This is a genomic window from Microbacterium daqui, from assembly GCF_050408675.1.
Lineage (GTDB): Bacteria > Actinomycetota > Actinomycetes > Actinomycetales > Microbacteriaceae > Microbacterium.
Window position 1 is genome coordinate 162,664 of record NZ_JBNTKF010000002.1, and the last position, 13,632, is coordinate 176,295.

The 13,632-nt window shown below is 62.8% G+C and carries 12 protein-coding genes; 10 read left to right on the top strand and 2 right to left on the bottom strand.

Annotated features, from left to right (window positions below; all coding sequences use genetic code 11):
• Positions 1-70 precede the first annotated feature (70 nt).
• The 3 genes from rplM to glmM are packed head-to-tail and all read left to right on the top strand — an operon-like array spanning position 71 to position 2,407.
• Positions 71-517, top strand: coding sequence for a 50S ribosomal protein L13 (gene rplM / locus ACQUSY_RS02070; RefSeq protein ID WP_428902859.1), 447 nt, complete (start codon positions 71-73; stop codon positions 515-517).
• Between the two features lie 25 nt (positions 518-542).
• On the top strand, positions 543-1,028 hold the full coding sequence (gene rpsI, locus ACQUSY_RS02075) for a 30S ribosomal protein S9 (protein ID WP_147825068.1): 486 nt from the start codon (positions 543-545) through the stop codon (positions 1,026-1,028).
• Positions 1,029-1,045: 17 nt separating this feature from the next.
• Positions 1,046-2,407, top strand: coding sequence for a phosphoglucosamine mutase (gene glmM, locus ACQUSY_RS02080; RefSeq protein ID WP_428902860.1), 1,362 nt, complete (start codon positions 1,046-1,048; stop codon positions 2,405-2,407).
• Between the two features lie 525 nt (positions 2,408-2,932).
• On the opposite strand, the gene ACQUSY_RS02085 is transcribed toward glmM, so the two are convergent.
• Positions 2,933-3,883, bottom strand: coding sequence for a Ppx/GppA phosphatase family protein (locus ACQUSY_RS02085; protein ID WP_428902861.1), 951 nt, complete (start codon positions 3,881-3,883; stop codon positions 2,933-2,935).
• A 168-nt stretch (positions 3,884-4,051) separates the two neighbouring features.
• Between ACQUSY_RS02085 and coaA the strand changes: the two genes are divergently transcribed.
• Entirely contained in the window at positions 4,052-4,999 is a 948-nt protein-coding gene (gene coaA / locus ACQUSY_RS02090; RefSeq protein ID WP_428902862.1) for a type I pantothenate kinase, read from the top strand.
• A 241-nt stretch (positions 5,000-5,240) separates the two neighbouring features.
• Here coaA and ACQUSY_RS02095 read toward each other — a convergent pair whose 3' ends face one another.
• On the bottom strand, positions 5,241-6,323 hold the full coding sequence (locus ACQUSY_RS02095; RefSeq protein WP_428902863.1) for a LacI family DNA-binding transcriptional regulator: 1,083 nt from the start codon (positions 6,321-6,323) through the stop codon (positions 5,241-5,243).
• A gap of 162 nt (positions 6,324-6,485) precedes the next feature.
• Here ACQUSY_RS02095 and ACQUSY_RS02100 point away from each other — a divergent pair, with 162 nt between their 5' ends.
• The 6 genes from ACQUSY_RS02100 (at position 6,486) to glmS (ending at position 13,632) form a co-directional block, all read left to right on the top strand.
• On the top strand, positions 6,486-7,526 hold the full coding sequence (locus tag ACQUSY_RS02100) for an SIS domain-containing protein (RefSeq protein WP_428902864.1): 1,041 nt from the start codon (positions 6,486-6,488) through the stop codon (positions 7,524-7,526).
• A gap of 2 nt (positions 7,527-7,528) precedes the next feature.
• The gene (locus ACQUSY_RS02105; RefSeq protein ID WP_147825062.1) at positions 7,529-8,356 is read left to right on the top strand and encodes a PfkB family carbohydrate kinase; all 828 of its coding nucleotides are present in this window, start codon (positions 7,529-7,531) and stop codon (positions 8,354-8,356) included.
• A gap of 18 nt (positions 8,357-8,374) precedes the next feature.
• Complete coding sequence (locus ACQUSY_RS02110; protein ID WP_428902865.1) at positions 8,375-9,685, top strand: ABC transporter substrate-binding protein; 1,311 nt, start codon at positions 8,375-8,377, stop codon at positions 9,683-9,685.
• Between the two features lie 61 nt (positions 9,686-9,746).
• A complete protein-coding gene (locus tag ACQUSY_RS02115; RefSeq protein ID WP_147825060.1) occupies positions 9,747-10,634 on the top strand; it encodes a carbohydrate ABC transporter permease in 888 nt (295 codons plus the stop codon).
• Positions 10,634-11,545, top strand: coding sequence for a carbohydrate ABC transporter permease (locus ACQUSY_RS02120; RefSeq protein WP_147825059.1), 912 nt, complete (start codon positions 10,634-10,636; stop codon positions 11,543-11,545). The genes ACQUSY_RS02115 and ACQUSY_RS02120 overlap by 1 nt, the downstream gene beginning before the upstream one ends.
• A 236-nt stretch (positions 11,546-11,781) precedes the next feature.
• Complete coding sequence (glmS, locus tag ACQUSY_RS02125) at positions 11,782-13,632, top strand: glutamine--fructose-6-phosphate transaminase (isomerizing) (RefSeq protein ID WP_428902866.1); 1,851 nt, start codon at positions 11,782-11,784, stop codon at positions 13,630-13,632.

Below are 13,632 nucleotides of genomic sequence, written 5' to 3' on the forward strand. Positions count from 1 at the left end.
AACTGAGCGAACCCTCCCGGAGTGGGATTCACGAACCTCTCCGTTCGATCCACAAGAAAGCAGCTCAATCATGACGCGCACTTTCACGCCGAAGGCTGGCGAAGCCCAGCGCGAGTGGCTGGTTATCGACGCGACTGACGTCGTTCTCGGTCGCCTCGCTTCGCACGCCGCAACGCTCCTTCGCGGCAAGCACAAGGCCACCTTTGCTCCGCACATGGACATGGGTGACTTTGTCATCATCATCAACGCTGACAAGGTCGCACTGACCGGTCAGAAGCTCCAGAAGAAGATGGCCTACCGCCACTCGGGTTACCCGGGTGGCCTCACGGCTGTCTCGTACGCCGAGCTTCTCGAGAAGAACCCGGTTCGCGCCGTGGAGAAGGCCGTTCGCGGCATGCTCCCCAAGAACACCCTGGGCCGCAACCAGCTCAGCAAGCTGAAGGTATACGCAGGTGCTGAGCACCCGCACGCCGCTCAGCTGCCTAAGACGTACGTTTTCGACCAGGTCGCCCAGTAAGCGCCGATTGACTAAGGACACACTCGTGGCGAAGATCTCTGACTCCATCGAAACTCCGCAGGAATACTCGACGTCGACCCCCGTTGACGAGACCGCGGTCGCAGCAGTGCGCCCGGTTCTCACCGTCTCCGGTGGCGCCGTCGGTCGTCGCAAGCAGGCTATTGCTCGCGTGCGCATCGTTCCCGGCTCGGGCACCATCACGGTCAACGGCCGTACGCTCGAGGACTACTTCCCGAACAAGCTGCACCAGCAGCTCATCAACGACCCGTTCACCGCTCTGAACCTTCAGGGTGCATACGACGTCATCGCTCGTATCTCGGGTGGTGGCGACTCGGGCCAGGCCGGCGCTCTGCGTCTCGGCATTGCTCGTGCGCTAAACGAGGTTGACGTTGAGAACAACCGCGCAACCCTGAAGAAGGCTGGCTTCTTGTCCCGCGACGCACGCGTCAAGGAACGCAAGAAGGCCGGTCTCAAGAAGGCCCGCAAGGCTCCTCAGTACTCGAAGCGTTAAGAAGCGTTTCGGTTACTATGCCGCTTTTTGGCACCGATGGCGTGCGGGGACTCGCAAATGGTTCCCTCACCGCTGATCTGGCGCTGTCCTTGGCCCAGGCGACTGCTGTCGTCCTGGGCCAAGGCCGTTCCGCCGAGGCACGTCGGCAGACAGGCAAGCGCCTGACTGCCGTTATTGCCCGAGACCCGCGCATTTCCGGCGAGTTCATTGCCGCAGCTGTTGCCGCCGGTCTCGCCTCCTCTGGCGTCGACGTGCTCGACGCCGGTGTGATTCCGACGCCCGCGCTCGCCTTCCTGGTGGCTGACATTGACGCCGACTTTGGTGTCATGGTCTCGGCGTCGCACAACCCCGCTCCCGACAACGGGATCAAGATTTTCGCACACGGCGGCGTCAAGCTCCCGGACGAGGTCGAAGCGCGCATTGAAGCCGCGATGACCGGTCCGAAGTTGCAGCCGACCGGTGGCGAAGTCGGTCGCATTCGTCGCTTTGCCGACGCTGAAGACCGCTATGTCGTGCACCTGCTGCAGTCGCTGCCGCACAAGCTCGATGGCCTGCACGTCGTTCTCGACTGTGCGCACGGTGCCGCCGCTGGTGTCTCACCCGAGACGTTCCGCGATGCAGGCGCCCGCGTGACCGTTATTGGTGCTGACCCGGATGGTCTGAACATCAACGACGGTGTCGGTTCGACGCACCTCGAAAACCTTGCTGACGCTGTGATCGCACACGGCGCCGACGTCGGAATCGCCCACGATGGCGACGCTGACCGCTGCCTCGCTGTGGACGCTAACGGCAAGATCATCGACGGTGACCAGATCATGGCGATCCTCGCCGCCTCGATGCACGAGCGTGGCATCCTGCCCGAAGACACCCTCGTCGCAACCGTGATGAGCAACCTCGGCCTGCACCGCGCCATGGGCGAACGCGGCATCGTGGTGAAGCAAACCGGCGTTGGCGACCGCTATGTGCTCGAAGAGATGAACCGCGGCGGCTTCGGCCTCGGCGGCGAACAGTCGGGCCACGTCATCATGGCCAAGTACGCCACCACCGGCGACGGAATCCTCACCGGACTCCACATCGTCGCTGAGATGGCACGCCAGAAGAAGTCGATGGCTGAGCTCGCGGGCATCATGAAGATCTACCCGCAGATCATGATCAACGTGCGCGGCGTCGACCGCGACGGCGTTGCAGGCAACACGGTTATCGCCGACGCGATTAGCGCGGTTGAAGCCGAGCTGGGCGACACCGGCCGCGTGCTGCTACGCCCGTCGGGAACCGAGCCGATCGTGCGCGTCATGGTTGAAGCTGCTGACAAGGCAACCGCCACCGCACACGCGAGCAAGCTCGCCGCCGTGGTGAAAGAACAACTCGCGCTGGCCTAAGGGTTTTGCGTGTGAAGGGCCCGTGCTTCGGCACGGGCCCTTCGTCGTTCGCCGCGCGGGGGCGGCAGTACGGGTGAGGGAACCACGGGGTGCGGGAATCACGGGTGCCGGAACCAGGTGATTCCTCGTCATGCCGCCCCGTGGTTCCGGAGCCGTGTTATTTCACGCCGTGCCGACCCGTGGTTCCGGAAGCCCATGCGCGCCCGCGCGAGGTGACCGTTCTGCAGGATTTCGTTGCCAATTGCCTCGATTAGGGGCTTGTTTATCCTGCGGATCGTTTTGAATTCTGCAGAACGGTCACACGCAGCACCTTCAACAACCGTTATGCACGATGGGGTGTGACTGGTGGGGCTGGAGTGGCTGGTGCGGCACCTTTTGCGTGCGTACCCGTTTGAGTCGTGCGTAACGGTCGTTGGCAAGCGGGTTGCGGAACCTTGGGTTGGTGGAACCATGGGTTGCGGAACCACGGGTTGCGGAACCACGGGGCGGGTTTCGCGCGCTAGCCCCGCGCGGTGGGAGGGAAGCCTACGAGTTTAGGGCCGCCGGGTCCCAGGCATTGAGCTCGGTGAAGCGCAAGAGCACGCCTTCGCGGAGTGCCCAGGGCGACGCTTCGAGCTCGGAAACCTTGAGCGCCGTCATGGCCTCGTGCAACACGACAGCACCGGCGACAATCTGGCGGGCGCGGTCGGGGGTGATGCCGGGCAACAGCTCGCGCGACGCGATCGGCAGCTTCGCGAGACGCGGAATCCACGACCCCAGCGCTGAACGCGACAGCGTCACACGGTCAGAACCTGCCCACCCCGAGTGCACGTCACCCGCGAGTCGTGCGAGCGAACGAATCGTCTTGGACGACCCCACCACGTGATCCGGTGTCGACTGCTCCGCAAACACGAGCGCGGCCGGCTCCAAAACGGCCCGAGCATGCTCGCGCAGACGCTCAACCGCGGCTTCACCGGGCGGGTCATCGGGCATGAAGTCAATCGTCATGCGGCCGGCACCGAGCGGCATCGACAACGCAATGTCGGGCACCTCTTCGCTACCGCACGCGAGCTCGAGTGAGCCGCCGCCGATGTCAAATCCGAGAATTTGGCCGGCCGACCAGCCGAACCAACGGCGCTGCGCCAAAAACGTCAGATGCGCTTCAGCCTCACCCTCCAGCACGGTGAGCGGCTGGCCGAGCGCCGCCTCAATCACCGCAATAACCGCCGGGCCGTTCGTCGCTTCACGCACCGCGCTGGTCGCGGTCGCCAGCACTTTGTCGACCTTCTCGGTCGCCACAATCTCGCGCGCACGCGTCACCGCATCAACGAGGGCCGTCACGCCTTCGGGGGAAATGGAACCATCGGCTTCCAGAAAGCGCATGAGGCGCACGACCGAGCGGTCGCTAGTGGCGCCGAGGGGTCGCCCGCCGGGGTGAACATCTGCAATCAGCAGATGCACCGTGTTGGAACCAATATCGATGACGCCGAGTCGCACCTAAAAACAGTAGCGCGCCGCGGGCATCTCGCCGAGCCGAATCCCGACAGGTGGTTCCGCTTGCACCCCACCAGGTGGTTCCGCTCGCCCCCTCCACGTGGTTCCGCTCGCCCCGCACCACAGCTCACGCGCGCGAACCACGCCCGTGAAGGGCGATAACATGACGGAGTGTCTGATGAAGTTGCCGCCCCTGCAGCGCTGAGCCAATACCGCGACATCGATCGTGCGGATTGGGCGCGCCTGGCCGCCGGCATGACGCAGCCGCTCGCCGAAACCGAGATCGTGCAGCTGCGCGGTATCGGTGACCGCCTCGACATTGATGAGGTGCGTGAGGTTTACCTTCCGCTGAGTCGGCTCCTCAGCCTGTACGCGAAGTCGACGAAACGCCTCGGTGAGGCCACGAGCGCATTCCTCCAGGAGGAAGACACCACGACGCCTTTTGTCGTCGCCGTTGCTGGCTCCGTCGCCGTCGGTAAGTCCACGATCGCTCGACTACTTCGTGAGCTGATGAGCCGCTGGGCAGACACTCCGCGCGTCGAACTCGTGACGACCGACGGTTTTCTCTACTCGAACGCTGAGCTGGAGCGCCGCGGTCTGATGGACCGCAAAGGTTTTCCCGAGTCATACGACCGCCGCGCGCTGATTGAATTTCTCACCGAAGTGAAGTCAGGAGCCCCCGAGGCCCGCGCGCCGTTTTACTCGCACATGCGATACGACATCGTGCCCGACGCGCACGTCGTCGTACGCCGCCCCGACGTCGTCATCGTCGAAGGCCTCAACGTGCTGCAACCGGCCGCAACGCCCAACGACGTTGCCGTGAGCGACCTCTTCGACTTCTCCGTCTTCGTCGACGCCGACGTCGAGCACATTCAGAAGTGGTATGTCGACCGGTTCCTCGCGCTGCGCAAGGGCTCATTCAGCAACCCGCACTCCTACTTCAATGTCTTCGCACACCTCACCGACGATGAGGCCGAAACGACGGCTATGGGCTACTGGAATGACATCAACATGCCCAACCTCGTCGAAAACGTCATGCCGACCAAGCACCGCGCGACCCTGGTTTTGCGCAAGGGTGCAGACCACTCGGTCGAGCGCGTCTCGCTGCGCAAGCTCTAGCCCTTCTTGTTACTGAAGCCGATGCTCGGTGCGCCACTGCGCGTGAGATGTGCGCGAGTTAAAACCAGGCAGTGAGAAATGACGGAACCACGGTTGAGGGATGGAACCACGGGGATCACGCGGGTGCGGAACCGCAGGGGTCACCGTGGCGCGCGTCTTAGGGAGTTGTTCCATTCGGCCGGTCATCGGCGCTTGTCTGACGCTTCGACGGATTTCGCCGCCGCCATACGCTCCGCAATCCTCACGCGGGGTTGACCTCGCGAATCGAGCCACGCTCGATGAGCCGGGCCGACAGAAACACATCGTGAACGTCGGTGTCTTGCGCGATGCGCTGAATCAACGTCTGTGCGGCGGCTTCGCCTAGCTCCCGGGCGGCCTGGCCGACCACGGTCACAGCCGGGTGCACGAGCAGCATCCAGTCCTGGTCGTCGAAGCCGACGAAAGACAAATCATCGGGTATGACGACGCCCAACTGCTTGAAGGCGCGGTAGCTGGCGTACGAGAGAATCGCATTGGTACCGTGGATCGCCGTGGCATGGTGATCTGTGCGAAGAAAGTCTGCGACGACCACGGCGGCCTGTTCGCGATCATAGGGCGCGGTCACGACGAGGCTCTCGTCGAAGGCAATATCGTGCGCCCGTAGTGCGCGAGCGTGGCCGACGAGACGTTGCATCGATGGGCGTAACAGCGACGTGGCGTGATCGTCGAGATCCAGCAGCTCAGTGATCTCACTCGCCGTCGCGCGGGCCTCGGTGACGATCGCGATATCGGAGTGGCCGGAGGTAATCAGCGCCTGGGTCGCCAGCTCCGTGGCGGCAGCATGATCCATGCTGACCAGGGGGATCGCACCCAGGTTGGGCAGGCGTCGGTCGATCAGCACCAGCGGAAGCCCTTCAGAGCGCAGCTGCTCGATCGTGGGGGAGGCGTCGGTCAGCGCGGGAGCGACGGCGATGCCATCCACGCGCTTTTCTGCTAGCAGTTCGAGCGATCGCGCCTCAATGTCAGCGGTGTTATCGGTGCTCATCACGATGACTTCGAAGCCGGCTGAGCGTGCCGCGGCGCTGAATCCGCTGAGCACGGAGGAGAAGAACGGGTTGGCAACATCCGGAACCACGATGCCGATGGACTGTGTAGTGCCGGCTTTCATCGCCTTCGCCAGTTGGTTGGGGCGGTACCCCAACCGGGCCGCGGCATCCAGCACAGCCATTCGCGTGCGCGCACTGGCCGATCCGTTATTTGATAACACCCGCGCGGCTGCCGACTTGGATACGCCAGCAGCCTTGGCCACATCGATGATCGTCGCCGGCGACCCTTTTCGCGACATGGTGCTCCTCACTGTGATTCCCGTCATCGTATCGGTGGAGAGTGGCGGGTGGTTTGATTAGAAATTGGGATCGTTCCCGAAAACATATTGACACTGTTCCCAATTGCGTGCAAGATGATTCGAAACGAACCAGGGAACGTTCCCATTTTTGAAGGAGTATCAGTGTCAACCCAGGCAATCGAGGCAGTTCCGCTTCGCCCGAGTCCGGTAGATCTCGTTGAAACGTTTGACCGCATCCTCGCTCAGCGCGAGTCGATCGAAGCTGTGCTTCGCGATGCCTTCGACAAGGGCGCCAAGCGCGTCTACCTGGTCGGTAGCGGCGGCTCCTACCTCGCCAACTTCAACGCGGCATACCTGCTGGAGAAGCACCTCGCCGACGTCACCGTGCACCACATCACCAGTGGCGAGTTCCTCGCTCGCGAGCCGCTCGGCGTAAACGCCGACGCGATCGTGATCGCTGGATCCCACACCGGCGGAACCAAAGAGACAGTGGCATCTGTTGAGTTCGCGAAGAAGCGTGGTGCGACAGTACTCGCATACTGCTCGAACGCCGACACCGCTCTGGGCGCCGCATCGCCGAACTTCTGGTCGTACGACTCGAAGACCACCACGGGTGACGCCAAGCAACTGTTCACCGCTGTGTTCGCTTACGCGGTGCTGAAGACCGCCGGCGCCGACCTCGACTTCGAAGCCATCGAGCGCAACTACGCAAAGCTTGGCCCCGCCATCAAGCAGATCCACGAGAAGGTCGACGCCGAATACGGTGAGCTTGCCAAGAAGTATCACACCGAGAACGTCACTTATGTCGTTGGATCCGGCCCCGGGCAGGCCGCGGCCTACAACCTCTCCATGTGCTACCTGATGGAGATGCAGTGGATGAACTCGGGCTTCTTCAACGCTGCTGAGTTCTTCCACGGTGCGGTTGAAATCGTCGAAGACGATGTTCCGGTGTTCGTGTTCCTCGGCGAAGACTCGACGCGTCCGCTCGCTGAGCGCGTGCGCGACTTCGCGGTGCAGCGCTCCTCCAAGGTCGTCACCTTCGACTCCAAGGACTTCGAGCTCGAAGGCTTCGATGAGGAGTACCGCTACCTTGCCGCTCCGCACGTTCTGTTCACGCTGACCGGTCGCCTCGCTGCACAGTACGCGATCCTGAACAACCACGACCTGTCCACCCGTCGATACATGGGCAAAGTCGCTTACTAACAATGAAGATCGCAACCATCGGTGACAATGTCATCGACCTCTACATCGCCGAAGGCACCAGCTTCGTCGGCGGCAACTGTGTGAACGTTGCCGTGTATGCAAAGCGGGCGGGTGCCGAGCAGGCGGCGTATTTCGGCGTCGTCGGAACCGATGAGCGCGGTGTCGACGTTCTGGCGGCTTTGGCCGCTGAGAACGTCGACACCAGCGGTGTCACCGTGCGTGACGGCGCCACCGCGTGGTGCAAAATTAAACGTACCGACGGAGACCGGTCGTTCATTGAATCCGACAAGGGAGTGAGCCTATTTCGGGTTGACGATGATCTGCTGCGCAAGGTCCACGGCTTTGACGTCGCGCACATGGCCTACTCGGGTCGGATGGAGGACGACGTCAAATACGTAAGTTCCGTGGTTCCGGTCTCCTTCGATTTTTCGGACCGTCACAGCGCCGAATACATCTCGGAGATCGCGCCCCACGTGACCTACGCGACTTTCTCCGGCGGCGACCTCGCCCTCGAGCAGTGCGAAGCCCTCGCGTACACCGCTCTGAACGCGGGCGCGAAGAACGTTCTCGTCTCGCGCGGGGCGGCCGGGGCGCTCTTCTGGAGCGGCCAGCAGGCGCCCGTTGCTGTTCCCGGCCTGCCTATTGACGTCGTTGACACTCTGGGTGCCGGTGACACCCTCATCGCGACGTTCTTGGTCGGTCAGTTCGCTGGCCTCACGGTCGAGGAATCGCTCGTTCGCGCGACGAAACACGCAGCGGCGACGTGCCGCACCGACGGCGGTTTCGGCCGCCCCATCCCGCTTTACACCCCCATCAAGACACATAACTAATCACAGAAATGAGTTGAAATGAGTAAGAACAGCACTCGCATGTCCGTCGCCGTTGCCGGTCTCGCCGCTGCCGCACTCGCCGTCTCAGGTTGTTCGTCAGATTCGTCTTCGGGCGATGGCGGAACCACGGGTGACGGCAACCAGGTACTCACGGTTCTGCACAAGTGGCCCGAGGGCGCGCACGCTGAATACTTTGAGAAGATCATTGCGGATTTCGAAGCTGAAACCGGAATTACTGTCGAAGCGACCGCCGTGCAGGACGACCCGTACAAGGAACGCATCCGTGTGCTGACCGGGTCGAACTCGCTGCCCGACGTGTTCTTCGTCTGGCCCGGAGCCTTCGGCGAGCAGTTCTTCGACGCCGGCCTGGTGGAAGATCTCACCGAACCGATGAGCGACGGCTGGGCCGACTCGCTCGTCGCTCCCGCCATCGATGCCTACACGCACGACGGCAAGATCTACGCAGTTCCGGTCAGCATGTCTGGCAAGTTCTTCACCTACAACACCGCCATGTTCGCTGATGCCGGTATCGAGGTTCCGCAGACCTACGACGACCTCATCCAGGCGTGCGAGGCGTTCCAGGCAGAGGGCATCACGCCCATCTCGATGGGCAACAACGCCATGTGGCCCGGCGTGCACTACCTGACCACGCTGATCGGCAAGTACGTGCCGCAAGACGAGATGCTGAAAGACTTCGACCCGGCAACGGCGACGTTCACCGACCCGGGCTACGTGAAGGCGATTGAGACGCTCACCGAGCTCGCTGACAAGTGCTTCACTCCCGGCGCGAACGGCATCAGCAACGACAGCGCGAAGGCCGAGATTCAGACCGGCGTTGTACCGATGTACTACGGCGAGAGCAACATCTTCTCGATGTTCCGTGAGTCCAACGGGGCGACCGCCGAGGTTGCCGCCGACTGGGACTTCTTTGCCTTCCCTGACATCGAAGGTGCAGCCGGCGACCAGGACTCCCTGACCGGTGCTCCCGACGGCTTCGTCATCAACTCCAAGAGCGAGAACAAGGAAGCCGCAGAGAAGTTCCTGCGCTACATCACCACGAAGGAATCGGGTGCGCTGCTGCTGGAGATGCGTGACCGTCCGTCGGCCGTGATCGGTGCTGAAGAGGGCGTCGCCGACGTGCTTCCGCAGCTCGAGCGCGCACTGACGGTGCTGGATGAAACCGACACGTTCAACATCTGGCTCGACACCGCCACTGACCCGCAGGTCGGCGCCGCATGGCTCGCCGCAGGACAAGCCGCCATCGATGGTTCCGTCTCTCCCGAAGACATCATCGCGTCGGTGAAGGCTGCATCAGATTCGGTGAAGTAATACCCCCACTGTGCCGGGCGGGAGCCCCCCTCCCGCCCGGCATCAAACGACAGGACCGCTTATGCACACGCGTCGATATCGCTTAGCTGGATTGCTATGGACATTGCCGGCGCTCATCGCTGTGGTGGGGATTCTGATCTATCCCCTCGTGCAGAACGTGAGACTCAGCTTTCACACGTGGAGCGTTTTTGCTCCCGACGAGGTCTTCATCGGCCTCGAAAACTACGTGCGTGCGGTCGCCGACCCGGTGTTCTGGACGGCGCTTCTCAATAACGTCGCCTACGCCATCGTCTCGCTCATCTTTCAGATCGGCGTGGCACTCGCACTTGCGGCCGTGCTCGATCAGTTCATTGCGCGCCGCTTTCAAGGTTTCTTTCGTAGCGTCTACTTCTTGCCTGCGACGCTGTCGATCACGATTACGAGCGTGCTGTTCACGTTCATCTACCACCCCGAAGTCGGCATTCTGAACAGTGCCTTGGACTTCCTCGGGCTGGAGGGGCTTAAGCACGTGTGGCTCGGGGATCCGACCACGGCAATGGGTGCCGTGATCGCGATGAGTCAGTGGCAATGGACCGGATACAACGCGATCCTGTTGCTCGTGGCTATTCAGCGCATTCCGCGGGAGTACTACGAAGCCTCGTCGCTCGATGGCGCGGGCCGCATCCGGCAATTCTTCACCATCACGGTTCCGCTTTCTCGCGACATGATCACGGTGCTGTCCATCACCGTCATTAGCAACGCGTTCCTTGTGTTTAACGAGGTCACGGTGATGACGAACGGCGGGCCGAATAACTCGACGCAGGTGCTCGGAACCTTGATATACCAAAATGCGTTCCGCAATGACGACATGGGCTATGCCGCAGCCCTCGGAACGGTCGTGCTGATCGTCACCGTGGTGATCGGCATCGTCCAAGTCATTCTCTCCGGACGAAAGCAGGTGACGTACTAATGACGACCACAACCACCATCACGCTCGCTGATGCCACCGATCGTCAGCGTCGCGACGCGAAAGACAAGAAGCGCGCCGCCGCCAGCGGCCGCACATTCAGCCGCATCAGCAACGGTGTCGTCTGGCTGGTACTGATTGTCATCGTGATCGGAACCCTCTATCCCCTCGTGTGGATGGTGATGAGCGGTTTCAAATCCAGCGCCGAGATCTTTGCGTCGCCCTGGTCGCTGCCCAGCGGCCTCGACCCGCGTGCCTACGTCGAAGCGTGGGACAAGGGCATTCTCGAGTTCGTGCTCAACAGCGTTATCGTCACCGGCGTCAGCCTGGTGCTGATCGTCGCGCTCGCGGCCATGGCGGCATACGGCCTCACGAAGTTCCGCTTTCGCGGAGCGAAGCTGTTCACGTACATCCTGCTCGGCGGGCTGATGGTGTCGCCGACGATGATCATGATTCCGCTGTTTCAGATGCTGCAGGCGCTCAACCTGTACAACACGCACGCGGGCCTCATCATCGTCTACGTCGCCTACCGGTTGCCGTTCATGATCTTCCTCATTCGGGCGTACATGAGCACGCTCGACGACGGTGTGCTGGAGGCGGCGATCGTCGACGGCGCGAGCCAGATTCAGGTGTTCGTGCGGATCGTGCTGCCCATGTGTATGCCCGTGCTCGTCAGCGCCGGCCTCGTGCACTTCCTCTGGGCCTGGAACGAGTTCCCGTTCGCGCTTATCTTCTTGAATGACACCTCACTCAAGACCCTGCCGGTCGGTCTGCTCGACTTTAAGAGCGCGCTGCAGACAGACTGGCCGGTGCTATTCGCCGGGCTCGTGTTGGCCGCGTTGCCCGTGGTCGTCGCGTTCTTGATTGGCCAACGCCAGTTCATCCGCGGCCTCTCCGCCGGAATGGGCAAGTAACCCACCATGCGCAGCGGCCCATTTCGGGCCTTTACGGGCTTGAAATCTGTACCCCTGGTTCCGCCATCTCGTGCTGAGGGCCCAGGGGTACAGTCGCGGCGGAACATCGGGCGAGCGATGAAATGTCGGCTCGGATTCCCGCACCCCGCCCCCGCGCGCCGCGGCGGCTGTGTTCTCGCTGTGCGCGGTGCTTCGACTGCGCAGGAGGGGGAGAGCGAAACCGTAGGATAGATCGCATGTGTGGAATCGTTGGATATGTGGGTGCGCGCGACAGCCAACCCATTTTGTTGGCCGGCCTCGCCCGGCTTGAATATCGCGGGTATGACAGCGCCGGAGTGGCCGTCATCGACGCGGAGGGGCACCTCGGCATGCGCAAGCGTGCTGGCAAGCTCCAGGTTTTGAAAGACAACCTTGCGGCAGCGCCGCTCGCGGAGGGAACGACCGGAATCGGTCACACCCGCTGGGCAACCCACGGTGGCCCCACCGACGAGAACGCCCACCCGCACCTCGCCGATGACGACAAGCTCGCGCTGATTCACAACGGCATCATCGAAAACTTCGCTGAGCTCAAGGCTGAGCTCGCAGCCGAGGGATACACGTTCCGTAGCGAGACCGACTCTGAAGTCGCCGCCGCTCTGCTGGGCCGTGAGTTCCGCAAGACCGGCGACCTGCGCCAGGCTTTCCAGGCTGTTGTCGCCCGCCTCGAGGGTGCGTTCACGATCCTCGCGACGCACCAGGACGTTCCGAACCTCGTCGTCGGCGCCCGCCGCAACTCGCCCCTCGTCATCGGTCTCGGTGATGGCGAAAACTTCCTCGGCTCCGACGTCGCGGCCTTCGTCGAGCACACCCGCCGTGCGCTCGCGATCGGCCAAGACCAGATCGTCGCGATCGAGCCGCACCAGGTCACCGTCACCGACTTCGATGGCAACCCGGTTGAGGTCGAAGAGTTCGAGGTGTCGTGGGACGCCGCTGCCGCCGAAAAGGGTGGCTGGTCGTCGTTCATGGCGAAGGAGGTTTCGGAAGAGCCCGAAGCTGTCGCCAACACGATCCGTGGTCGCCTCAGCGACGGCGCGGTTGTCATTCCTGAGCTTGAGGGCCTGGACGAACTGTTCACCGGCATCGATCGCATCATCATCACGGCATGCGGAACCGCGTCATACGCCGGTTCGGTCGGCAAGTATGTGCTCGAGCGTTGGGCAGGCATCCCCGTCGATGTCGAGCTCGCGCACGAGTTCCGCTACCGCGACCCAGTCATCGGTGCGAACACTCTTGTGGTGTCGATCAGCCAGTCGGGTGAGACCATGGACACCCTCATGGCCGTCAAGTACGCGCGCGAGCGCGGCGCGAAGACGCTGTCGATCTGCAACACGCAGGGCGCCACGATTCCGCGTGAGTCTGACGCCATCGTCTACACGCACGCGGGCCCTGAAGTTGCCGTCGCATCGACCAAGGCGTTCGTTGCGCAGATCACGGCGCTGCAGCTCCTCGCCCTGCACATCGGCCGCGTTCGTGGCTCGTTGAGCGCCGCCGAGAGCGCTGCCAGCGTCGCTGAACTCGAGGCCCTGCCCGCCAAGATTCAGCGCATCCTCGACGAGGAGCAGCCGCACGTCGAGCAGCTTGGTCGCTGGATGGCTGACACCCGCTCGGTGCTGTTCCTGGGTCGTAACGTGGGCTTCCCGATCGCTCTTGAAGGCGCGCTCAAGCTCAAAGAGATTTCGTACATTCACGCTGAAGGCTTCGCCGCTGGCGAGCTCAAGCACGGCCCGATCGCCCTGATCGAGCCCGGTCAGCCGGTCTTCGTGATCGTGCCGTCGCCGCGCGAGTCGGCTCTCATCCACTCCAAGGTGGTCTCCAACATCCAGGAGATCCGCGCTCGTGGCGCCCGCGTGATCGTGGTCGCCGAAGAGGGCGACGCCGCCGTGCTGCCGTACGCCGACGAGGTGCTTCGCATTCCCGTCGCCGGCCCCATGTTCGAGCCGGTGCTCGCCGTGGTTCCGCTGCACATCTTTGCGATGGCACTCGCCACCGCCAAGGGCCTCGACGTCGACCAGCCGCGCAACCTCGCAAAGTCGGTGACGGTCGAGTAA

Coding starts and splice junctions, on each gene's coding strand:
- rplM (WP_428902859.1), top strand. CDS start 71: ATGACGCGCACTTTCACGCCGAAGGCTGGCGAAGCCCAGCGCGAGTGG.
- glmM (WP_428902860.1), top strand. CDS start 1,046: ATGCCGCTTTTTGGCACCGATGGCGTGCGGGGACTCGCAAATGGTTCC.
- ACQUSY_RS02095 (WP_428902863.1), bottom strand. CDS start 6,323: ATGTCGCGAAAAGGGTCGCCGGCGACGATCATCGATGTGGCCAAGGCT.
- ACQUSY_RS02105 (WP_147825062.1), top strand. CDS start 7,529: ATGAAGATCGCAACCATCGGTGACAATGTCATCGACCTCTACATCGCC.
- ACQUSY_RS02110 (WP_428902865.1), top strand. CDS start 8,375: ATGAGTAAGAACAGCACTCGCATGTCCGTCGCCGTTGCCGGTCTCGCC.
- ACQUSY_RS02115 (WP_147825060.1), top strand. CDS start 9,747: ATGCACACGCGTCGATATCGCTTAGCTGGATTGCTATGGACATTGCCG.
- ACQUSY_RS02120 (WP_147825059.1), top strand. CDS start 10,634: ATGACGACCACAACCACCATCACGCTCGCTGATGCCACCGATCGTCAG.
- glmS (WP_428902866.1), top strand. CDS start 11,782: ATGTGTGGAATCGTTGGATATGTGGGTGCGCGCGACAGCCAACCCATT.